This window comes from Adhaeribacter radiodurans (assembly GCF_014075995.1).
In the GTDB taxonomy this organism is placed as follows: Bacteria; Bacteroidota; Bacteroidia; order Cytophagales; family Hymenobacteraceae; genus Adhaeribacter; species Adhaeribacter radiodurans.
Genome location: NZ_CP055153.1, coordinates 609,476 through 631,732, shown reverse-complemented (window position 1 = coordinate 631,732; position 22,257 = coordinate 609,476). Strand labels below are relative to the sequence as shown.

The 22,257-nt window shown below is 42.2% G+C and carries 13 protein-coding genes; 1 reads left to right on the top strand and 12 read right to left on the bottom strand.

Annotated elements, in window-relative coordinates:
- Nucleotides 1-153: 153 nt before the first annotated feature.
- The 10 genes from HUW48_RS03115 to HUW48_RS03070 form a co-directional block, all read right to left on the bottom strand.
- Nucleotides 154-4,554 carry a hybrid sensor histidine kinase/response regulator transcription factor gene (locus tag HUW48_RS03115; protein WP_182414282.1) on the bottom strand — a complete coding sequence of 1,467 codons (4,401 nt, stop codon included), beginning with the start codon at nucleotides 4,552-4,554 and terminating at the stop codon, nucleotides 154-156.
- Nucleotides 4,555-4,795: 241 nt separating this feature from the next.
- A complete protein-coding gene (locus HUW48_RS03110; protein ID WP_182414281.1) occupies nucleotides 4,796-6,481 on the bottom strand; it encodes a RagB/SusD family nutrient uptake outer membrane protein in 1,686 nt (561 codons plus the stop codon).
- 34 nt (nucleotides 6,482-6,515) lie between these two features.
- Entirely contained in the window at nucleotides 6,516-9,650 is a 3,135-nt protein-coding gene (locus HUW48_RS03105; protein ID WP_182414280.1) for a SusC/RagA family TonB-linked outer membrane protein, read from the bottom strand.
- A 1,168-nt stretch (nucleotides 9,651-10,818) separates the two neighbouring features.
- Complete coding sequence (locus tag HUW48_RS03100; RefSeq protein WP_182414279.1) at nucleotides 10,819-11,823, bottom strand: pectinesterase family protein; 1,005 nt, start codon at nucleotides 11,821-11,823, stop codon at nucleotides 10,819-10,821.
- Nucleotides 11,824-11,835: 12 nt separating this feature from the next.
- Complete coding sequence (locus HUW48_RS03095) at nucleotides 11,836-12,630, bottom strand: rhamnogalacturonan acetylesterase (protein ID WP_182414278.1); 795 nt, start codon at nucleotides 12,628-12,630, stop codon at nucleotides 11,836-11,838.
- A gap of 10 nt (nucleotides 12,631-12,640) precedes the next feature.
- Entirely contained in the window at nucleotides 12,641-13,405 is a 765-nt protein-coding gene (locus HUW48_RS03090) for a rhamnogalacturonan acetylesterase (protein ID WP_182414277.1), read from the bottom strand.
- Nucleotides 13,406-13,412: 7 nt separating this feature from the next.
- Nucleotides 13,413-15,065, bottom strand: a complete 1,653-nt coding sequence (locus tag HUW48_RS03085) for a glycoside hydrolase family 28 protein (protein ID WP_182414276.1) — start codon at nucleotides 15,063-15,065, stop codon at nucleotides 13,413-13,415.
- 337 nt (nucleotides 15,066-15,402) lie between these two features.
- Nucleotides 15,403-16,395, bottom strand: coding sequence for an alpha/beta hydrolase (locus HUW48_RS03080; protein ID WP_182414275.1), 993 nt, complete (start codon nucleotides 16,393-16,395; stop codon nucleotides 15,403-15,405).
- 91 nt (nucleotides 16,396-16,486) lie between these two features.
- Nucleotides 16,487-18,211, bottom strand: coding sequence for a glycoside hydrolase family 43 protein (locus HUW48_RS03075; RefSeq protein ID WP_182414274.1), 1,725 nt, complete (start codon nucleotides 18,209-18,211; stop codon nucleotides 16,487-16,489).
- 113 nt (nucleotides 18,212-18,324) lie between these two features.
- Complete coding sequence (locus HUW48_RS03070) at nucleotides 18,325-19,203, bottom strand: alpha/beta hydrolase (protein ID WP_220463989.1); 879 nt, start codon at nucleotides 19,201-19,203, stop codon at nucleotides 18,325-18,327.
- Between the two features lie 1,387 nt (nucleotides 19,204-20,590).
- Between HUW48_RS03070 and HUW48_RS03065 the strand changes: the two genes are divergently transcribed.
- Nucleotides 20,591-20,767: a hypothetical protein gene (locus tag HUW48_RS03065; RefSeq protein WP_182414272.1), complete on the top strand. Its 177-nt coding sequence runs from the start codon at nucleotides 20,591-20,593 to the stop codon at nucleotides 20,765-20,767.
- Between the two features lie 571 nt (nucleotides 20,768-21,338).
- On the opposite strand, the gene HUW48_RS26710 is transcribed toward HUW48_RS03065, so the two are convergent.
- Together HUW48_RS26710 and HUW48_RS26705 are read right to left on the bottom strand one after the other, a co-directional pair.
- The gene (locus HUW48_RS26710) at nucleotides 21,339-21,569 is read right to left on the bottom strand and encodes a helix-hairpin-helix domain-containing protein (protein WP_220463988.1); all 231 of its coding nucleotides are present in this window, start codon (nucleotides 21,567-21,569) and stop codon (nucleotides 21,339-21,341) included.
- 61 nt (nucleotides 21,570-21,630) lie between these two features.
- Nucleotides 21,631-21,939 (bottom strand): YrrC family ATP-dependent DNA helicase, encoded by a 309-nt coding sequence (locus HUW48_RS26705; protein WP_220463987.1) that lies wholly within the window; start codon nucleotides 21,937-21,939, stop codon nucleotides 21,631-21,633.
- Nucleotides 21,940-22,257 lie beyond the last annotated feature (318 nt).

The window sequence follows — 22,257 nt, the reverse complement described above, 5'->3', positions numbered from 1 at the left end:
TAAGTACGTTGCCGAGTTTAGAATTTAAGGCAGTAAAAAAGTATAAAGAAGCGAAAGAATTATAACTCAATTAGAGTGTCTGGTATTTATAGCACTCCAGAGGAGCTTGCAAGAGAAAAGCAAAATGAAGCCAGGCACGTTACTGGCAGGTATTTAAACCAAGGGAGCTTTTAATGATTTTACATATTCAGAGGGAGTAACTTGGTATTGCTTTTTAAAACAGGTGCTGAAATAACCGGCATTATTAAAGCCTATCGCATAAGCCACTTCCGAAATATTGTTTTCTCCGGCATCTAATAACTGTTTCCCCCGCTTCAGCCGCATTTCCCGGACAAATTCAACGGGCGCCAGGTTGGTGAGGCTGGTAAACTTTTTGTAAAAAGTGGTTCTTCCCATACCTACCGTTTCTGCCACCGCATCAATGTTAAATTCGGGGTCAGACATCCCGTTTTCAACAATGCTGATTATCTTTTTTAGAAATACCTCGTCTTTAGAAGTAATTACAATTTCGCTCGGGCTTAGGTCAATAGTTCTTTTATCCCCTAGTAAAGACTCAAAAATTTTCTTGCGCTGATGGAGTAGATTTTTAACCGCGGCCAGTATAAAGTCCGATTGGAATGGCTTGGTAATGTAATAGTCCGCGCCATAATTTAAACCCTCAATCTGATGTTCGACGGATGTTTTGGCGGTTAACAAAATAACCGGGATATGACTGGTTTCTACGGTGTTCTTTAACTTATCGAGCAACTGGATACCGTCCATCTTGGGCATCATCACATCACTGATAACCAGGTCCGGAAGTTGCTGCATGGCTTTGGCGAGTCCTTCTTCGCCATTTTCGGCCTGGATAACTTTGTAATATAATCGAAACTGGTCCGTCAGTAATTTTCTTAAATCAGGATTGTCTTCCACAATTAAAACCAACGGTAGCGATTCTAAAGCTGTTACATTGGTATCGGCATTTTCAAAAGCTGGTAAAGCCTCATCAGCGGGTTCGTATTTTCTGCTTAATGCCAAGGGCGTATCTAGCCAAACCACCTCATCAGCAGTAAAATGTTCTTTTCCTGTTTTTAACTCTACCATTATGGTTACACCTTCGGTAGCATTATTTTGGGCGGTTATTTTACCATGATGTAACTCTACTAATTCCTTTGCCAGAGCCAGCCCAATACCAGTGCCTCCCCAGTTATTAACGCCTTTTTTATCGCCTTCGTAGTAAAGCTCAAATACATCATTTAGCTTATTAGCCGGAATCCCCACTCCCTGGTCTATAACTTTGATTGTAAAGAAATCGGCCAGTTTATCATAATGAACATCAACCGTAACGGACTTGCCAGCCGATGAAAATTTTATGGCATTGGAAAGCAAATTATAAATAACAATATCCATTTTCTCCAAATCTATCCAGGCCGAAAGTTCATCTACATTAGACGTTACCGAAAGGGTTATTTGCTTTTCAGCCGCAGCTTCGGTAAAATGACTGCTAATATCTTTTAAAATGGAAATAATTTCGGTTTGCGCTATTTTGAGTTTCATTTTTCCGCTCTGGGCTTTTCTGAAATCGAGAAGCTGGTTGATAAACCGAACCATGCGGTTAGTATTTTTGCGAACCACCTGGATATATTCCCGACTTTTAGGCGTTAAATCGGCCTGCTGGGAAATGGCCTCAATGGGATTTACAATTAAGGTTAAAGGAGTACGCAGTTCATGCGAAATGTTGGTAAAAAACCGCAGCTTTAATTCCGTCAGTTTTTGCTCAATCGCAATCCGGTTACGTAACCGAATCATTGAGAATGCCACTCTTCTAACGATTTCCAAGAGAATTAAAGCTAAAATAATATATACCACATACGCCCACGTGGTACGCCAAATAGGAGGGTGAATGGTTACGGCTATTTTTTTATAAGGTAAGCTTTGAAATAATTCAGGATCCTGGCTTTTCACCTCAAACACATACTCGCCGGGGGGCAGGTTGGTATAGGTTGCCTTCCGCTGATTTTTTACCTGATGCCATTCTTCATCGAAATTGGTTAAACGATACGCATAGTTTAGCTTATCACTGGCATGGTAATCCAGTACGGTAAATTCAATACCCAGTATATTTTCGTTATAAGCAAGTTCTATGTTTGGGGTATAATTTATACTTTGTTTTAAGGGTGATTTAGGGCTCGTAAGGGTAACGTCTTTGTTGTTTATCTGGAAGTTAGTGAACACCATGTTGGCGGCCACCTTCCGTTTCGTGGTTTCTGCCGGATTAAAGGTGAGATAGCCGCTTCGGGCACCAAAAAGTAAATTGCCGTTTTGTAACTTTATAGCGGCCGCCTCCGAAAAGCCGGTTTGTTCTAAGCCTTCGTAGGAATCAAAATTTTTGAACTGCTGCGTTTTCGGGTTGAATTTAGAAATGCCATTTTCAGTCGCCAGCCATAAATTACCCTGGTTGTCTTCGGCTACGCTCAAAATATAATCGTTGGGTAGTCCTTGCTCCTTCGTAAAAACTTTAAATATTACGCCTTCTTTGCCAATAATAGCTTGGTTTAACCCACCACCCGACGTGCAAACCCACATAACATTTTTACTATCCTTAAAAATATACTGCACATCGTTATTTCCAAGGCTGGACGCGTTTCCCGAAACTTTCTTATACAAAGAGAATTTATCACTAACTTTCAGATTCGGATTTAAGACGACTAAGCCATCGGTGGTAGCAATCCAGATATCGCCGTTTGGCCCCTCTTGCAGGTGCCTGATTTTAGTATGTGTGCTTATTTTATGATGGCTTAACTGGTTATTTGCATTAATAAACCGGAGTTTATTTAAAGTTTGCTCCACTAAATTTATTCCGTGGCCATAAGTACCCACCCAGATGCAGCCTTTCCTATCTTCCAGAAAAGCATAAACCATATCGCCACTTAAGCTGTACGAGTCGTTTTTATCGGGTAAAAAATGCATTAACTGGTACATGCCAGAGGCATTGCCCGTAGGTTGGGCCTTAAATAAACCATTTCCTTTGGTTCCCAGCCAAATATTGTTTTTGCTGTCTTCGAAAATAGTATAAACTATTCCCAGCCCCTCTTTGGGCAGGTTTACAAATAAGTTCTGAACCAGGTGGTGCTGGTCATACACGTATAATTTGCCGGATTTAGCCGCCAGCCAAATCCGGTTTTTACTATCGTTGTAAACGCCTCTAACTTCATTATCTGAATTATTAGCAGTATTGGGGACTAAAATTTTATAATCGAAATAATTTTCCTGGAAAATTACTTTATTAATTCCCCTGTCGTTGGTACACAACCATAATACCCCCGTGTTGTCCAGATACAAACTGGACACATAATTTGAAAATCGATGTTCCAAACTGCCCGGCTCATTGTAGAAATATTTAATGGCGTCGGTGGTTGGATCGTAGTAACCAAACCCGCCTCCTTGCATACTCACCCATACTCTTTTTTTATGGTCTTCGAAAACTTTATAATTCTTTACCGATATGTGAAAAGTGGCATCTATGGGTTGGAAAAAAAACCTAAATTGTTTAGAGCCTGGATTATACTTAATAGCGCCCCGGAATTCCGGCTGAATCCATAGCAGGCCAGATGTATCTTCAAAAACCGATAAAAAAGCACCTTTGCCCTCCACTGAGGCGGTAGTGGTGCTTAAATCGGAGGTATTTACGGTTAATAACTGACTTTGGGAATTTACCAGATACAGTACGTTCTCCCTTTTGCGGGATAAAAGAAGGCCGTTTATTTTACTGCTGCAAATCTTACTCTTGACAAAAGTGTTTGTCTTTTTTTCATATGAAACCAGGTAACCATTGCTGGTTCCAAACCAGATTTTATTTTTACCCTCTATCACACAGGTAAAATTAAGCTGGCTTAAAGAATCTGTTTGTAAGCTCCCGTTGGAGTAAGGACCGTCTGCTTTGGGTGAAAATTGATGAAGCCCTTGGGAGCTACCTACCCAAACCGTATTATTTTGAGCGGGGTACAAAAAATGAATCTGGTTGCCAGCGTTTGTTTTACCAACCGCCTGATTAATTGGATAAGGAATAATCTCCGGACGAGCAGAATTTGCTTTTTTAACGCAAAATACCCCCTGATTGGTAGTAGTTAACCAAACCACTCCCGGCTGGGCGAGTACAATTTTGTTGAAAGCAATATTCGTAATTCCTTTTTCCTGAAGCAGATCAGCTATCGCAAAAAATTGTTCTGTTTTTTTATCAAATCTATAAACTTGGTTATCGTAAGCGGTTAGCCACAGAAAGCCCGCCTGGTCTTCTACAATTTCCCCGATTCTGTTATTCTTAAGTTTAGAATTATCGCCCGGATAAGCTTTGTAAGTAACAAAATTATGACCATCAAACCGGTTAATGCCATCCCAGGTGCCAAACCACATAAAGCCTTCCTGGTCTTTGATCATGGTCATTACGCCATCGTGCGACAAACCGTCTTCCGTGGAATAACGCTCAATCTTAGCTTTTATCTGCGCGTGGGAAGTTATGGTTATTAATAAAAATAACGATAAAAATAAAAATTTCCCGAAAGCAGTATTTACCATTAAATTTGGTATAACTTATAAACAAGATTAATTACCAATCTAATGTAATCTTATTTATGAGTTATACCAAATTTTAAAATATTGAACCGTTGAGCAGCTATTTAGTTTAAGACCAACCAAATTCTGTTAAGATACAAATAAAAGAAGAACCTCCTGTGTTTGGTTTTTTTTACCAATACAACAGGAGGCGCTTCTGTTTTACACCCCAACTAAATTTCTAAAAAATTCTATTCAGAAAATTTTAATTATAACCAGGATTTTGGGTGAATTCGGATTTATTTTGTAGTACATCAATTTCTATTTGCGGTATGGGCCGTAGGTTGTGGTACTCCTGAATATTAGGAGCTGCATCCGGATTGTACATTTTTACGCGTTCAACCAGTTTACCAGTGCGCTTTAAGTCAAACCAGCGGAGTTGTTCACCGGCAAATTCACGGGCCCGCTCCTCCAGAATAAAATCCAGGTTAATGTCGGCGGCAGTTACCCGCATGTCTTCTACTTTACCCGGCAAGGCGGCCCGTTCCCGAATGGCATTCACAAAATTAGCGGCTTCGCCGGTATTGTTTAACTTCAGGCTCGCTTCGGCGGCAATTAAGTACATTTCGGCCAACCGGAACACAAAGGCATCCCGTTTACTTTCCACCACATTCACCGTGGCCCGCGTAGGGTCGTGAAATTTCCACAAGGCCGGATACCGCTGGCGAGGTTCTTTTGGCAAGCCATTAACATCATAGATATCGTCTATATCGTAAATGGTATAGGGCTTGGACGCCTTGTATTCGGCACTAAGCGGTTTTTTAGAAACAACGACTATGGTATCGCCTAGTTTTTTATCGGCCGGGAGCGTAGTAGGGTCATTGGCAAACCAAACCGTTCTGAAAGAACCATTAAACCGGGCATCTTTGGTTTCGTCGTACAGATTTAACAGGTATTTAGATGGCATGTATTGCATTAAAGCGCGGCCTGTTTCGAGCGTGCCGGTATAACCTTTTACTCCTACAAAGAAAGGCAGGTAATGCATGTGCGAATGGTTCCCACCTTCCCACAGCCAGAAATAACCTAAATCATCGTACCGGCCATAATCATTGAACACGTTGTTGGCAGCGTAATTTACAAACCAGATTACTTCTTTGTTGGTAGTGCCATTACTGTTTCCGATATCCCAAATAGCTTTATAATCATTGTTGAGCGCAAAGTCATAATCCTTGATAACTTTAGTGGCATACAGTAAAGCATTAGTATTATCATTTAGGGTGAGGTATACGCGGGCCAATAAAGCGGCTACAGCTGGTTGAATCACTCTTCCGCCTGCCGGGGTTATCTTGCCACTCAGATTGGTATAGGCAAAGGTTAAATCCTCTATAATCTGATTATAAACCTCATCCACCGGAGCGCGGGTGGCTGTTAATTCCGGAGCTACGGTTTCTTGTAACCTTAACGGGATGGGGCCAAAAATCTCCACTAAATGATAATAATAAAAGGCTCTTAGAAAACGGGCTTCGGCTTCTCTTTCCAGCTTAAGATTTTCGGTTATTGGTGACAGGGCCATTCTCCCGATGGCCGTGTTACAAGCATTTATTCCTTTGTAGAATGATTTCCACACAAAGTAAAGTCCGGTGCCATTGGTGTTAGCTCCTTGCAACAAAGCATTATAGGTATAATGCGGATAGGTATTGCCGGCCGTATTCCCATAAAGCATTTCGTCGGTTCCGGCTTCTGTAAGTAAATGCCCGATGGTTTTGCCGTACCAGGTACGGGTGGGCGTATAACAGGAATTAACAACGGCTTCCATGCCTTCGGCGGTAGCATAAAAAGTATTAGCCGTGGCATCGTTTCGGTTAGTCTCGTCCAGAAAATCGGTACAAGAGGTAAAAGTAGCTGCGGCAAACGTTACTAACAGCCCTATTAGGAAATTATTTTTTTTCATTTTTTTAAAATTAAAACCTTTATAATGGTTAGCATTACAACCCAATGTTTAAACCGAACACCAACTGCTTCGTCAGCGGAAACTCCACCGTTCCCCCTCTTTCCGGGTCGTAATCTTTTATTTTGCTGAAAGTGAAGTAATTTTTAGCCGTGCCATATACGGTAATATTCAGCGGGGTATTTTTAATAAAATTTCCCTGGAACGTATAAGCCAAGCGCACATCTTTTATTTTAAAGAAGGAGCCGTCCTTATACTTTAAAGTCGAGAGATACGGGTCCTGGCTTCTGGTAGGGCGGGGATACGCATTGGTCGGATTTTCTGGGGTCCAATAATCTACTACAGCCGCTGTATTACCCGGATAATAATAACCATGATAGTCGCTGCTGATTGTTTGACCTACCCGGGCCAGCGTGAGAACCGACAAGGATAAGTTCTTGTAAGTAAAATTATTGTTGAAACCAGCGGACCATTTGGGAGTAGACTGCCCGACAATAATCATGTCTTTGTCGGCAGTTAATTTTCCATCGCCGTTTTGGTCTTTTATTTTTATCATCCCGGGTTTGTTATTCGGGTGGAATCTTTTGGCTTCCTCGGCTTCGTTTTCCTGCCAGATACCAATTTTTTCGTAATCGTAGTACACCCGGGTGGGCGAGCCAATAAACCATCGGTTGCCAATGTCATTGCCCGATTGGCTTAATTCCACAATTTCTTCGTTGAAAGTTGAAAAATTAAAATCGCTCGACCAGTTAAAGGATTTGCCTGCCACGTTTACCGTTGAAAGTACGGCATCAATACCATAGGTTTTCGTTTTTCCAATATTCGCAATGGTCGAACTGTAACCAATCAGAGAAGGCAGGATGCGGTCCATCAACAAATCTTTTGTTTTGGTTTGGTAGGCATCTACGGAACCAGTAACCCGGTTATTAAATAATCCAAAATCAACAGCAAAGTTTAAAGTGGCAGTAGTTTCCCAGCCGAGGTCTTTATTTGCCAGCAGTTTTGGCCAGTAACCAAAGGCCGCTGTTTCGTCGAAAGAAAAAGCTACTTTAGATAAGCTGCCTTGGGTTTGATAAGCGTTTACGGCACTATTGCCGGAAACCCCATAAGTGGCCCTGAATTTTAAGTCGGAGAAAAGAGTTCTTAACCCGGAAAACACCGGCTCCTCAATGGCCCGCCAAGCTACGGCCACGGATGGAAAATAAGCCCATTTGTGCTCCTCGGCTAATACCGAAGAACCGTCAGCCCGCAAAGAAGCTGTTACCAAATACCGGTCTTTAAACTTGTAATTTGCCCGGCCAAAATATGAACTTAAGGCAGTCTCGGTCAGGCGACTGTTTGTGATTATATCCCGGTCGTTGGTGCTCAGGTTATAAAACAGCGAAGAAGAATAAGGCTGGTTTTTTCCTTCTCCGGAAAACAAAGTAGAACGGTTCTTTATCATACTGTTTCCGGCCATTAAGGTAAACGCATGATTCCCGACCTCGGCATTATAAGTCAGAACATTTTCCCAGGTAAGGGCGTTTGACTTGTTATCGATTAAAGCCGCCCGCGAGAAACCACTGTTTACACCCGACTGGGTAGTATTCGGACTTTCGTAAATTCCTTGCTGCGAAGAAATAATATCAGCCCCCAGATTTGTACGAAGCGTTAAGTTTTTCCGGATAGTCCAATCTGCAAAGCCTTGCAGAAAAAAATGGTTGAGCTTGGTATTATTGGCATATTCATTCGGGTTTTCATCCAGCAGTGGGTTCAGAGCCAAAGAACCGCTTGGGAATGGATATTTCCGGATAGTACCATCCTCGTTGTAAGGAATACCAAGCGGACTGTTTTTTATCAGGTTCCAGAAGCTGATGTTTCGTCGGTCCTGATTAGAAGTATTAAAATTAAGAACCGTTCCGACCTTCAAATTTTTAAAAACCTGGTGATCCAGGTTCAAATGCTGGATATATCGTTTCAGCTCGTCATTTTTGAGTAAGCCTTTTTCATTAAAATATTCCGAAGAAAGGCGAAAAGTAGTTTTTTCGGAACCACCCGAAATCGCAATATGATTATTCTGGACCGTTCCCTTATGCACCATTAAATCTACCCAATCGGTATTTACGCCATTGTTGATGTTCGCTAGGGCATCATTAAAAATTTTAGGGTCATCGGCCGGGCTGCTCCACTGCCCTACCGAGCGAAACTCTTCCCGCCAATAATCTACTAACTGCTGCGTATTGGTAATAGCCGGAAAAGCCGTTAAACTATTTACCCCGTAGTAGTTATTAAATTCTACTTTGGTTTTTCCGGCTTTACCGCCTTTGGTGGTAATTAAAATAACGCCGTTCGCTCCTCTCGAACCGTAAATGGCAGTGGAAGAGGCATCTTTTAAAACCTCTACTGAGGCAATGTCGTTGGGGTTAATATCTACGTAAGAACTGTACTGAATGCCGTCTACCAGAATAAGCGGTGAGTTGGAGGCTTTTAAAGAACGGTTTCCCCGTAACGTAAAATTCATGGCGGCACCCGTTTCGCCGCTGCTGCGGGTAAGGTCCAGACCGGCTACTTTACCTTGTAACGATTCCAGCACGTTTGTAACCGGCGTAGAAGTTATCTGCTCGGATTTAACGGATACCACCGAACCAGTTAAATCTGATTTCTTCACCTGGCCATAGCCAATTACCACTACCTCTTGTAAGCTTTTGGTATCCTCCAGTAAAACGATGTTAATGGTTCTTTCATTACCCACTACCCGCTCCTGGCTTTTAAAGCCGATATAATCAAATACCAGCACGGCCTTTTCGTCGGCTACTGTAACCGAAAATTTTCCATCTACCCCCGTTGTTGTACCTTTAGAAGTTCCTTTTATTAAAATGCTTACTCCCGGCAACGGAGCACCTTTATCATCGGCCACTTTACCGGTTACTTCTATAGCAAAAGCAGCTACTTTCTTAATAGTTATAACCCGATTAGCAGATGTTCCCACTGTAACATTCTCTTCTATTCGGTTCCGTTCTTTTTTAAGGGCAGCATTACTCCTTCCCGAATGAACCAATGCAGCAGGATAATCCATAGCGAAAGCCTCGAACGTAGAAATCAAAACTATTACCAGAATAGAATTGACTTTTAGCCGGATTTTAAAAAAAGGGTGCCCGGGCGAAGGGCAACCGTAATTATAAGAGTTCTTCATACTTTTTAGTTAATAAAGTGAGTGATTAAAATTTTGATAGGGTTGGAATGGTTGATTACCTATTTGCAGGAACTGCGCTGGTAGTTTTTCTTTTAAATAGTTAGATAAATTTCTTTTCATACACGTGGGCTTTAGCGTTTTACAATTGTTTATTCTGTAATTGATTTTTGATAAATAAGTATGGATTAAGGCTTGACATCCGAATGAAAGCCATTAGTCTTTTAAAGACGTTAATTGCGTTTTGTACTCTTCTACTTCGCTACCAATTCCTCCCCTACCTGACTCATTTATCTCTGAGTAATAGCTATATCCAGCGAGCTTTTATGGAAAGTCTCATTTACAAATCAGAAAATCAGGATGTGATTTATTTAACCTTACCGCTGACAAACACAAAACTTTGTTTGTCATAAAAGAGTATTAAGGCGGTATTTTTATTAAAAAAGTGAGTTAAAAGTATGCAACCGGGCCGGCAAACTGTTTTAAATTTTGGTGAAACTCTTTTAAAAATTGGCTTTAAAGCTTGAAGAAGCACGTTTTTGGGAAATTTTAATTTTAGAGGCGCAAAAATGTTCGTTCCTGATAAATTTTTCACCCACCTGTAAGGTATTTCTGGATTTTCTAAATTTCGAAGAGGAATTTTGCAATTTTGACAAGGTCGCCATAGTGTAGCCTCCTTTACTTTTCCCTGAAAGTGGCCAATTTCAAGTAGTCCTATTTTTATCAAAAATTAGAAGGTACAAACCTTTTATAGCTTTAAAAATTATCTATAAGGTCTTGAGTATTCTTTAATTAAAATATCGAATTCTACTATTAATTGCAGTTACGCACCTTAGATATAAGTCGGGCTTGGGAACTATATTTGGGCACTTCGTTAAGGGAGCAATTATTATCCTAAAAGGTTAAAACTAGAAAAGCGGTAGCGAAAAGGGATAGTCAGCGGTCGGGACAACGAGGGCCTGCTGGTTTTCCGGTGCTGCCTGGCAGCATTCCGAGGACGAGGAAAGGAAAAGCAGCCCGTCCGAGTGGCCCGACGAGGCCCGCCGGCCCTGAGGCAAACTCAGCCTTTTAAAGCGCATCCGCACAGCTGTCCAGAACTTGAAAAGGCTCCACCGAACGACGTCTCACCTATTCATCATTAAGCAAAGAATTGGTTTTGAACACTAGTAGTTTAATTTGCCTGATTTATAATCCAATCTTTTTCACCCTTAAAAATATTTTCTAAAGTATATTTTTCCGCTTCCTTTTTGGAAAGTTGCTTGGACCAGGGAACCCGTTGCGCGGTACCGGCACCTGCGCTCTGATATTCGGCGTAAAAAGCTGTTTTTTCTTTATCCGGAAACATTTTATCTCCCGGCCAGGCATGCCAACCTTCCGGAATAATGTGAGCTCCCATTTGGGTGCGTATAAATACTGTTTTGGCGTAGGGCCGCCAGGGCCGGCCTAAATAAACCTTTTTCGCTTCTGGAGCAGCTATTAATTTGCAGTCGAAAAAAACGTAACCAAACTTTTGAGATTTTCTCTGGGCCGAAGCCGTAATATACGATTCAGAAAGGCTGCGGATTGTACAGCTTTGGAATACACAAGTGGCCTCCCCGAAAATAAAATCAGTGGTACCTTCAATTATGCAATTTTCGTAGTATTGTCGGCTTTCTTCTTTGGCCGTGTACAAAGTATCCTGGTTACCCAGAATATGGCAGTTCCGCACAACAATCCTATCGCCTTCCACGTGCAAAGCTACGGCCTGCCCTACCCGTCCAGCGGTATTTTCAATAGTCAGGTTCTCCAGGATGGCATCGTTTCCCTGCACCAGAACGGTAAAAGAAGTATAGGTAGAATACTTTTCCAGGGTATAGCCATCTTTCCCGCCAGGTATCAATTTGCCCGAATAGTCATTGCCGGTAATAATCGTAGCTTCTGGGCTCTCGCCAATTAAGGAAATTTTAGTTTTCCAAGAAGGTATAATAACTTTTTCGTGGTATTTGCCTTTTTTAATATAAATCTGTACCCGCTGCTCTCCTAAATCACGCACGGAATTAACGGCTTCTTGAATGGTTTTGTAATTGCCGGTGCCGTCCTGCGCCACGGTAAGCGTGGCCGGATAATTTGTTTGCCCAAAACTATCAGGAGTAAAAAGAAAAATCACCAACAGAAAACCTACTATATATTTAGCCATGGTTCTTATTGATTAAAGTTTAGAAGGTTTATGGTCATTGTTTTTTGTATTGGGAGTAACCACCCATTTTAAAAGTTCCAGATTTGATTTCTTCATCTCATCCAGAACCAGTTCCGCTAACAGCCTGGCGCCATATTCACTAAAGTGCGTATTATCGTTTATTCCGTTCGGGAATTGCGGATTAATGCCGGGTTCTGAAACATTGAAAAGTAATTTTGAATATTCCGGACCAAAAGATTCGTAAAGCTGGCGGCTTCGGGTATCCAGGTCTAGCAGGGAAACCTTATGAGCAACTGCCACTTCGGCTACCACTTGTGAATACTCGACGTGGGTTTCCAAAGCTTTCCCCTCCGGACTAAATTTACGCCGCGATACCGGCGTTACCAAAACCGGATTGGCTTGTTTCGCTCTGGTTTCCGTGATAAACCGAATCAGATTTTTGCGGTAATCTTCCGGCGAAGTATACCGCTCTTTGTAAATTTCTTCTTTTGCTTCATCGTTATGCCCAAATTGCATCAGAACGTAATCCCCCGGTTTTAAGGCAGCGGCAATGAGTTGCCAGCGGTTTTCACCTATAAATGTCCGGGTGCTTCTCCCGCCTTTAGCGTGATTCGCTACGGTTACCTTTTCGTTGAAAAATACTGCGAAGGGTGTTCCCCACCCGGTTACCGGCGCCTGGGAAATGGGCTGGGTACAAACCGTGGAATCGCCGATAAGATATACGGTTATTTTAGCCGGCTCCGATAATTCAAAAGAACAAAGGGTAACTACTATAGCCAGAGCCGCTACTTTATAAAAAATGCGCATACAAATCAGATTATTTTTTAGGTACTGGTTTAAAGAAATGACCGGCTATGCCGCCCGGATTGAGCGTTTTTAGTTCGGCAAAAACAATTTCCGCCATTTTGCGGGCTCCGAGTTCACTAAAATGCGTGTCATCCACTTTTCCTTCCGGATAGTTAGGGTGTTGGCCCTGCTTCAGATAATTATAGAGCCACTTAGAGTTTTCCGGTCCGAAAGTTTGTAGTACAGCCTGGCTTTTTTTATTCAGCTCAATGAGGGGTACTTGCTCTTTTTGGGCTACCTTCCGAATCAGTTCCGAATAAAGCTGATGCGTATCCTGAATTTTTCCTTCCGCATTAAAACTCCGCCGGGCGGCGGGAGTAATTAAAACCGGTATTGCTTTTTTGGCCTTGGCATTTTTTATATACGTCGCCAGATTTTTTTGAAATTGCCTGGGGGTTGTTGCCTGGGGCTTGGTTGCCACTTCATCATTATGCCCGAATTGAATGAGCACGATATCGCCTGGCTGCAATTTATTTACAATGGGCTCCCAACGATTTTCTTCCAGAAACGATTTTGTACTGCGTCCGTTCTGCGCGTGGTTGTATACAACGGTGTTGCTGGTATCCACAAATTTGGCAAACATCATTCCCCAGCCGGTTTCGGGATAGGCGGTAATTTGTTTATCCGACATAGTTGAATCGCCAATCAGAAAAATCTGGCGCTTAGGTGGCGGGGTTATAAAGGCCAATCCAACCAGGGCCATTAATACAAGTACATAACTTTTATTATTTCTCATAAACTAGCTATTGGATTTGTACTGCTTTGGTAGTGGCGCCATTCAGCGCTTCGACTTTATGGATGGAATTAGCCATATCGGTGTTTAAAAGCCGAATACTTTTGCTTCGTTCGCCATTTACTTTCAGGAGCAGGTTGGTATTTTGGTTGTAGGTTAAATCATCCACCAGAATAGAACGGCTATTTTCGACATATACTACCGGGTTTGCTTCGGAGGCAGTTAGAGCTACCTTCTGTAAAGTAATTTGCTCGGCTTCTATTACTTCGGCCCCAATGTTGGCCTTCAGAACCGAATTTTTGATGCTAATATTTTTAACGCTCATTTCCGGCAAACCCCGGATAAATATACCCTTATTGGCGCCGTTACACACCACATTATCTATTTCGAAATTCCGGAATTGGGGCGTTTCTTCGGTGACGGTTGGCGTTTTTACTTTTTCGCCCGGAGCAGGCGGTTTGGTAAAATAGTACATATCAAAATAAATAGCCTCGTCCACGATATCTTTCATAAAGATGTTTTTCATGTAAATATCTTCTACTACTCCGCCCCGGCCTCTTGCTGTTTTAAACCTCAGCCCTTTGTCGGTTCCCACAAAGCTGCAATCCGAGACAAAGATGTTGCGAGCGCCACCACTCATTTCGCTGCCTATCACAAAGCCGCCGTGCCCTTTGTATACCACGCAGTTGCGGATGACAACATTTTCGGTGGGCATGCCTCTTTCCCGGCCGGGTTTATCTTTGCCAGATTTTATACAAATGCCATCATCACCCACATCAAACGTGCAGCCCTCTATTAATACATTTTTACAGGATTCCACGTCTACCCCGTCGCCATTCTGGGCATAATCCGGATTTTTCACAAACACATTTCTGAGGGTAATATCTTCACTTATGAGCAGGTGCAGTCCCCAGGCCGGCGAATTCTGAAAAGTAACACCCTCCAGCAGTATTTTTTTACACGAAGCTAAATTGAGCAGCGTGGGCCGCAAAAAGTCTTTTACCGCTGCATAATCTTTTTCGGTTTTCCCCGGCATAATGGCGCCGGGTTCTTTTAGGCTGTGCCCTTTCCGCGTTTTTTCCGAAGGAAACCAGGTACGTCCATCTTCGCTTACTGAGCCACCACTGGCTACTTTCTTTTGCCATTCCTGTTCAGTCAGGGCATCTTTGGTGACCATTCGCCAATAATCGCCGTTGCCATCAATTATACCTTTACCCGTAATGGCAATATTTTGCAGGTTAGTTCCGGAAATTGGGGATTGATTCCGCATGGATGGTTTTCCCTCATAACTGCCTTTTACCAGTGAATATTGATTAAAATCATTGGTAAAGAGCAGAATGGCACTGCGGCTGACGTGCAAATTCACATTGTTCTGCATCACTATCGGGCCGGTTTGCCAAACACCCCCGGGTACCAACACCACCCCTCCCCCTTTCTGGCTGCAGGTTTTAATAGCATTATTAATACTCTCGGTGTTCAGGGTCAGTCCGTCCGGCTTAGACCCAAATTGGATAATGTTAAAAGTATCGCTCTTAAATACCGGAACAGCCACTTTTGGCAGATTACTCCAGGAATATTTTTGGATGGAAGATTGTCCGTAAAGGTTACATAGACTTACCACAAGGAGCAAAAACACCAGTAGAGGCCGGAAGAATATTTTCATATAAGTAAGAATATTGGTTTTAAGCGTTAAATTTTAGCATGAAAGTATCCTTAAGGAGGATAGCCTTCATACTTTTGATGCTCATAGTAAATGAAGAGTATGCTTCTCAGCAGGTACTTTTGGTTATTTTCGGTACCATTAATCCATATTTATCCTTTAAACCCTAGTACGTAGGGTTTAAAGGGTGTATAACTGGCTTTGTCGAGAGCAGGAGTTATAAATCTGGTAAAACCGACCTCCGATCCGAGGTACTACAAAAACTTTTGCTACCCCTATTCACTTGCCTATAGTTAGTTCTTTAGCTTAATCCGGATAAATTGCCAGTGGATTAAACTGCTCATTTGGTTTTATTTTTCTCCGAAGTAGCCAATGGCTTTCCTTTGAACACTTTGTTTAAAAAGTTAACGGTGTACTGCAGAGTAGGCTTAAACCATGGCTCAAAAAGCCAGAAGGTATGCGGCGTATCAGGAATTAAGTAAGATTCATAGTAGATGCCGTGGCTTTCCAGTATTTTAATCATATCGGCTTTGCCAGCGTGAAACCGCAGATGCGAACTGGCAATAAACAATACGGGTGGGGTATTTTTGCCAGTATGAGTAAGGGCGGAGGCCTGAGCCCAAGTATCCGGAGCTTCTTCGGAGGTTCCTCCTAACCACTGCGCCGCCACGGTTCCCTCTTTTGATTCGGGATGCTTAAAGGCTAAAACACCGTCTACATCCACGATGGCTTGTACCTTATTGGAACGGGAGCGATATTCTCCTTGTTCTTCCAGCATTCCCGAACCATTGGTAGTGCCCACCAGCGCCGCTAACTGTCCGCCCGCAGAAGTACCATAAATAGCTATTTTACTCGTATCTAAATTATAATCCTGACCATGAGCCCGCAGCCAGCGCAGAGCTGCTTTTAAGTCATGCACAGCTGCCGGATAAGGCGCTTCCAGCGAAAGCCGGTACTCTGCCGTTACGGCTATATAACCTTGAGCTGCTAATTGTTGTGCCATAGGCCATTCCATGGATTTATCACCGGCCCGCCAGCCCCCTCCATGAATCAGCAACACCCCGGGGTAACCTTTAGTTGTTTTTTTTGCGGGATAAAACACATCCAGGTGAAGCGCTCTTTGGCCGAGTGAGCGGTAAACAATATTCTCTTTGCTCTTAACTCCAGCGGGCAATTTTGGCAGAACGGGCTTAACAATAGGATATTGCTTTTTAATATTTTTGAAGGCACTGACTACCGTAAAAGAAGTATCGCGAGGAAAATCGACCCGCTGCGCAACCGCCGTTCCTCCCAACAGCCAGCACCAGAACAGTAAATAAACAGTCTTTTTCATGATTACCTTTCTTATCTCATCCGGAAAGTTTAGTGCGTAACACACCGCTTTTATTCCCTGACTTTGACGTTCATCAAAACATTTTTTAGGCTTACTTCTGGCTGCTCTCCGTTATTTCGGTTGTAAGAGGCGTAATCCGGAACCAATCGTAGTCGGCGTAACCGGAGTCGTTAATCTTATCCAGCCGGGTAGCAAAAATCCCCACTTTCGCGCCTATCCAGCGGCCTGCCACTGCAGTAAAAGCAGTATCAGCATTCCGGAACTGGCTGCCATCTTCGCTATAACTGAATTGGCATTTGGCATTTTTACCTACACTTACCCGGAAGTACACTTCATTCCCGTTCAGTTTTCCCAACACTTCTTCTTTTTCGGGTGTACCTTTAAAAGCCTCTTCTACCGTATTGTAGGTTAAATAAATTCCATCCTTCTTACTTACCAGAGAAACGTAAGCATAATCTTCGCCCATCACTATCAGACCGGTTCGCTCGTTCTGGAGCTTTGCGTTCGGAGTGAATTTTAGCTTGGTAGTAACTGTAAAAGTATCAGCCGGAAATTTTTGCAGCAGCAGGTTGGGCACATCCCAATAATTTCTAAAATCAGCCGGAACCTGGTCGGTAAACAAACGCAATTGTCCTTTACTGCCAGTGATAAAAGCCCAGGTTGCTTTTGGGTTAGCGTGCCATTGCCATTGTAGCCCCAACGTGTGGTCGTCAAATTCATCCGACTCCTGTGGGGTAGTGACCGGAAAAATTTTACCCATATTCGGTTTTTTATAAGTGAGCACCGGCTGGCCTTTCCCATCGCCCTCTTTATCTTCTCCTATTACCGGCCAATTGTTTACCCACTTCATGGGCTGCAGGTGCATTACCCGCCCATATGCTCCTATATCCTGAAAGTGAAGAAACCAGTCTTCGCCGTTTTTATTATCTACCCAAGCCCCCTGATGCGGACCATTAACAGGGCTGGATCCCTGGTCCATCACAATGCGTTCCTCATAAGGACCATACACATTTTTAGAACGCAGCACTAATTGCCAACCAGTAGCCACCCCACCGGCCGGAGCAAAAATGTAGTAATAACCATTGTGCTTGTAAAACTTAGGCCCCTCTACCGTTGGATGGGCATCATGCCCATCAAACACCATCACTCCTTCATCTAACACCTTTGTTCCATCCGGGCTTAGGCGGTTGATGGTTAAAATACTCTTAATGCCGGCGCGGCTTCCCGCCCAACCATGTATTAGGTAGGCCTTTCCGTCCTCGTCCCAGAACGGACAGGAGTCTATTAACCCTTTTCCTTCCTTTACCAGTACCGGCTTCTCCCAAGGGCCAGCCGGATTTTTAGTTTTTACCATATAAATACCAAAATCCGGATCTCCCCAGTAGATATAAAACTCTTCATTGTGGTACCGGATAGAAGGGGCCCATACGCCATTGCCGTGCTGCGGCTTAGAGAAATGCGCATAAGGCGTTAATCGGTCTAAGGCATACCCTATTATTTTCCAGTTAACTAAATCCTTAGAATACAGAATTTGCAAGCCCGGCACCGCATTAAAACTGGAAGAAGTCATGTAATAATCATCTTCTGCGCGGCATACATCCGGGTCAGAATAGTCGGCGTAAAGAACCGGGTTCTTATAGGTGCCATCTCCCTGGTCGGCTACCCACACCTTAGAAATCCCGGTAACTGGAGCAGCCTCGTTGGTGAGGGATGTATTGCTGGCTGCTGTATTACGTTGAGCAACGCTGGAACAGGAACTACAAAATAAGGCTGCAACTACAACAGAATAAGTAAAGGATAGGCGGAAGAAAATCATTGTGTTTACTATTAATCATTTTACCAAATAAATTTGCCGCTGAGCAGCCCAGTAATGAAATTGGTCAGGTACCAAAAGAATGTAATTGCTCTTCGTTTACTTTCTCTATTGCTTTATTTGCTTTCAATGTTTTTAGGAATAAAGCCCATTTCATTCAGCCATTCTTCACATAGATTAGTCCATAATTGCGTAGAGCCCGGGTTATTGCGTAGGGCAATGGCATGCCCGCCTTGGGGGAAAATATGTAAACTGGCCGGAATTTTATGGTTCAGCAAGGCTTGGTAAAACAAGACACTGTTGAGCGGACTAACGGCATTATCATTGGTCGCATGCACTAAAAAAGTAGGTGGAGTAGCGGCAGTAACCTGTAATTCTGTAGAAAACCTTTCTACTAGTTTTTTAGCAGGCTTGTCGCCCAACAGATTGTCTCTGCTACCGGTATGCGCATAAGTTCCCAGGCTAATGACGGGAGATATTAGAATCATGAAATTTGGCCGGAAGGATACCTTATTGTACGTGTCATTAATGGCAGCTACATCTTCCGGGTAAGTACCCAACGTAGTAGCCAAATGTCCTCCTGCCGAAGAACCCATAATGCCTATTTTCTCCTGGTTAATGCCCCATTTGGCGGCATTGGCTCTGATTAGACGAACCGCCCGCTGGGCATCCTGCAATGGGCCAATTTGTCTCTCCTTCAAATCTGGTGAATTGGGCAGCCGGTAGTTGAGCACAAAAGCACTGATACCTATGGTATTAAACCACTTTGCCAATTGCAGCCCGCTAATAACATAAGCCAGCCGGGCATATCCACCCCCCGGACAAATTACTACCGCTGTTCGCTTGTTTTCCTGATCCGAAGGGAAATAGGCATACATGCCAGGCGTACCTACCTGATAAATCCTTTCATTGGTGATGCTGTCCTTCAAGGAAAGCCCTTTTGAATTGGGCATCTTGTTTTTAGGCCAAAGCGGAATAAATTCCTGTGCATTCACTTTTGGCAAACTTAGACACAGGATCAAGACTAATAGTAAGAGACGTAACATGTACGATTGTTGATAAAATGGATAATAGTTCTTTTTATTATTATTTGGTATTACATTAATAATTCATTTTGGAAAATAATTTAAATAGTTAGTGTGCTTAGAATGGACTAAATAGTGCTTGGTTTAATATTTACCAAATAATAATATTAGCTGTATTTATAATTTACAATTTCAAGTCCAGAGTATGGGGGCATAAGTTTGACACAAACCAGATTTAGTAAAATTAGCCACTATCAAAAGCTAACATAAAACAATAATCTCCATAATGGCAAAGTCATAAGCAAATATAGATAAGCAGAAGAGATTGGAGTTTTAAAAATTGGTGAAATACTTTAAAAAACAGTTTATCCTTAACTAATATGCCTTGTAACTTCAAGATTCAGGTAGCCTAAATTGAATTAATCTTAAATACTTACTACTACCAACATGAAATGAGAATGATGTCCATTTCTTGAGCTAGTATTGAGTAGATATTTTGTAATGATTTCTTTCTTTTTCGCTACCGACTTAGTTCGACAAATATTTTCTTTAACATCGTACTCCCTTCTTTCAATTCCTTTAGCCGATCTACTTAGCAAGAAGTTTACAAGATCATCTGCTTAGATAAAGCCAGTTATTACCTTGAAAACGAATTGCGGGTTCACGAAAACATTGGCCTAGTTTATTTGGCTACTACTAAAACCCAGGAAAAAGATTTTAACTAAAGTCAATGTGGTTCTTCGCACCTTCTGGTTAAACCCGAATTTATAAAATGCATTGCCACTATTACCTTGGCTTACTCCTACGAACAAATTAATTCTCTACTCTACTCCACTCCTCCTACATCAACCAGATCGTCCAATAACTTTTAAACACTATGTAAATACCTTTATTATTAGACAAATGGAATATGAAATTTGGTAAAATTTTTATATTCCATTTTGGCTAAGAAATTTATTCGATTAACCGAGGAGGAACAGTTTAACTTACAACAAGGCCATAAGCATCATGCTCCTGCTCCAGTAAAGACCGTTGTCATTGCTAAGTGTTGAGCCCCCAAGGCAAGGAAGTTAAGAAATTGGATCAAATCTTAGCTTTAATTCCGCTTTCGATTTATTCCTGGTTTTACCGCTGGGAAGAAAAAGTATTAGTGAGCCGGTTCAACCAAAAAGGAGGAAGAAAGCAATTTTGGTTGAGGCGGAGCGAGCCATCATTAACCAGAAAGTACAAGCTCATCAGCAAAAGCTTTCCCTAGTCCGAAAAGAACTAATATCGGAACTCCAAAAAGAGTTCTTTGCAAAAACTTTGAACCGCTTATTAAAAGCTTAGTGTTGGCTGGAAACGTTGGCGAAGATGATTGAAGGCGCAGCAAGCCCCAGAAAAAGTACTCGATAAGCAGGCCCGTTTGGCCGAAATAGAGCATTTAGAACTGATGGGTAAGAAAGCGGCTTTTATTTACGGCCGGTGCTGGTTTACGGCTGGCCCTACCCAGGAGAGGAAATCAGAATACCGCCGCAAAATTCAAAAAGAGTAAACGTGTTTGGGTGATGACAAAGAACAATAAGTTGCTTAGCTTTCAAAATGAAGGAAGTTTGCAAACGGATCTTATATCATATAATAGAGTGCCTTCAGCATTGGGCAGACACGCTCAGCAAGCCAACAGTTCTGGTGTCAGATGGTGCATCTATTTATCAGGCTATGCCCTTTTTGATTCAGTTGAAGCAATGGCATGAAAAGAATTTGTTTATTTTATTTTTACCGAAGTATTGCCCGCACCAGAAAAAATTGATACCCTTTAGCGAAAGATTAAATATGAAAGGTGCCAGCCAAAAACTATGCTTCTGTACCCGTGTTAAAAGAACCGTTAGGGCAGGCTCTCTCCCAGATAGGTTAATAGTATTCCATCAATTTTAGGAATTCTACTTTATAATCCTTTGTGACTAAGCACTTACCATTTGGAATTTTTAGTTGTTGGGTGAAATGGCAGTACCTTTATTCCTGTGCATTTAGCAGCGCATGGTCAATGACGTTCAGTATCCGCTGAGGAGGATTAGTTATCAAACCTAGACTTGAGGCCACTTTATCGGTCGAGAAAAGCCAATGCCTTAGATGACCATGGCTAAGCGATAATGATTATTTTGAACCATCTCAATGGCATTGTTGCCATACGTTTTATAAATTTTGACCGCAAACAAAGTAGAAATATTATGAGATTGTAAAAACAACATGACATTCCTAATTTCCTGATGTTCTATCCAGGCCTGGCGGATCATTTCCAGCTTCAATCTAGCAATTCCTTCTACTTCGGTTAATCTTTCGATATTTGATTCAAACACCTTCAGGGTTTAAGCGCCAAAATGCTTCACAATTCTTTTTGCAGTTACCGGGCCTACCCCTTTAATTAATTCCGGAACCTAAGTACTTTTCCAGGGCGTTAGCCGTAGCCGGTTTCCGTTCAATAACTTTAGTAGCTTTAAATAGCAGACCATAACTCGTATGCGTGATCCACTGCCCATAAAAGTCAAGGGTAGCTCCGGCAAACACTTTGGATTGATGCACCAGTATCGTGATTTCTTCCTGAGGCTTCTGAAAATTGTTTACCTTAAGCACGGTATAGCCGGTATCCACACTGTGGAAAGTAATGCGTTTGACGATCCCGGAGAGTTTTTCCATCTCCGCGGAAGGTTCCAAGTCAGGTGCCGGCATATGGAAGGAATTGGTTATACCAAAGATAATATTCCCCAATAAGATAAATAAAAGTAACCTTTCTTTTCTGGTTTACTCTAATGTAAATGGATCTCATTCCATCTGGGACATGAAGGGAGTGGGAAAAAGCTTAATTGCGGATAGCCATATAGGCAACGAAACCAACTACTTAGTTTACCTTCAATTAGAATGTATTAGCATTTTAGAGGAGTTCTTTAAAACCAAAACGGATTTAGGTAAACCTATACCATTCTAAGTATCTTTCATTAAGACGGCTTAAGTTATAATTCCTAAAATTATAACTTAACAAAGCAAGTT

Excerpts from the sequence above, each read along its gene's own strand:
- HUW48_RS03115 (WP_182414282.1), bottom strand. The coding sequence starts at position 4,554 with ATGGTAAATACTGCTTTCGGGAAATTTTTATTTTTATCGTTATTTTTA.
- HUW48_RS03110 (WP_182414281.1), bottom strand. The coding sequence starts at position 6,481 with ATGAAAAAAAATAATTTCCTAATAGGGCTGTTAGTAACGTTTGCCGCA.
- HUW48_RS03105 (WP_182414280.1), bottom strand. The coding sequence starts at position 9,650 with ATGAAGAACTCTTATAATTACGGTTGCCCTTCGCCCGGGCACCCTTTT.
- HUW48_RS03100 (WP_182414279.1), bottom strand. The coding sequence starts at position 11,823 with ATGGCTAAATATATAGTAGGTTTTCTGTTGGTGATTTTTCTTTTTACT.
- HUW48_RS03095 (WP_182414278.1), bottom strand. The coding sequence starts at position 12,630 with ATGCGCATTTTTTATAAAGTAGCGGCTCTGGCTATAGTAGTTACCCTT.
- HUW48_RS03090 (WP_182414277.1), bottom strand. The coding sequence starts at position 13,405 with ATGAGAAATAATAAAAGTTATGTACTTGTATTAATGGCCCTGGTTGGA.
- HUW48_RS03085 (WP_182414276.1), bottom strand. The coding sequence starts at position 15,065 with ATGAAAATATTCTTCCGGCCTCTACTGGTGTTTTTGCTCCTTGTGGTA.
- HUW48_RS03080 (WP_182414275.1), bottom strand. The coding sequence starts at position 16,395 with ATGAAAAAGACTGTTTATTTACTGTTCTGGTGCTGGCTGTTGGGAGGA.
- HUW48_RS03075 (WP_182414274.1), bottom strand. The coding sequence starts at position 18,211 with ATGATTTTCTTCCGCCTATCCTTTACTTATTCTGTTGTAGTTGCAGCC.
- HUW48_RS26705 (WP_220463987.1), bottom strand. The coding sequence starts at position 21,939 with ATGCCGGCACCTGACTTGGAACCTTCCGCGGAGATGGAAAAACTCTCC.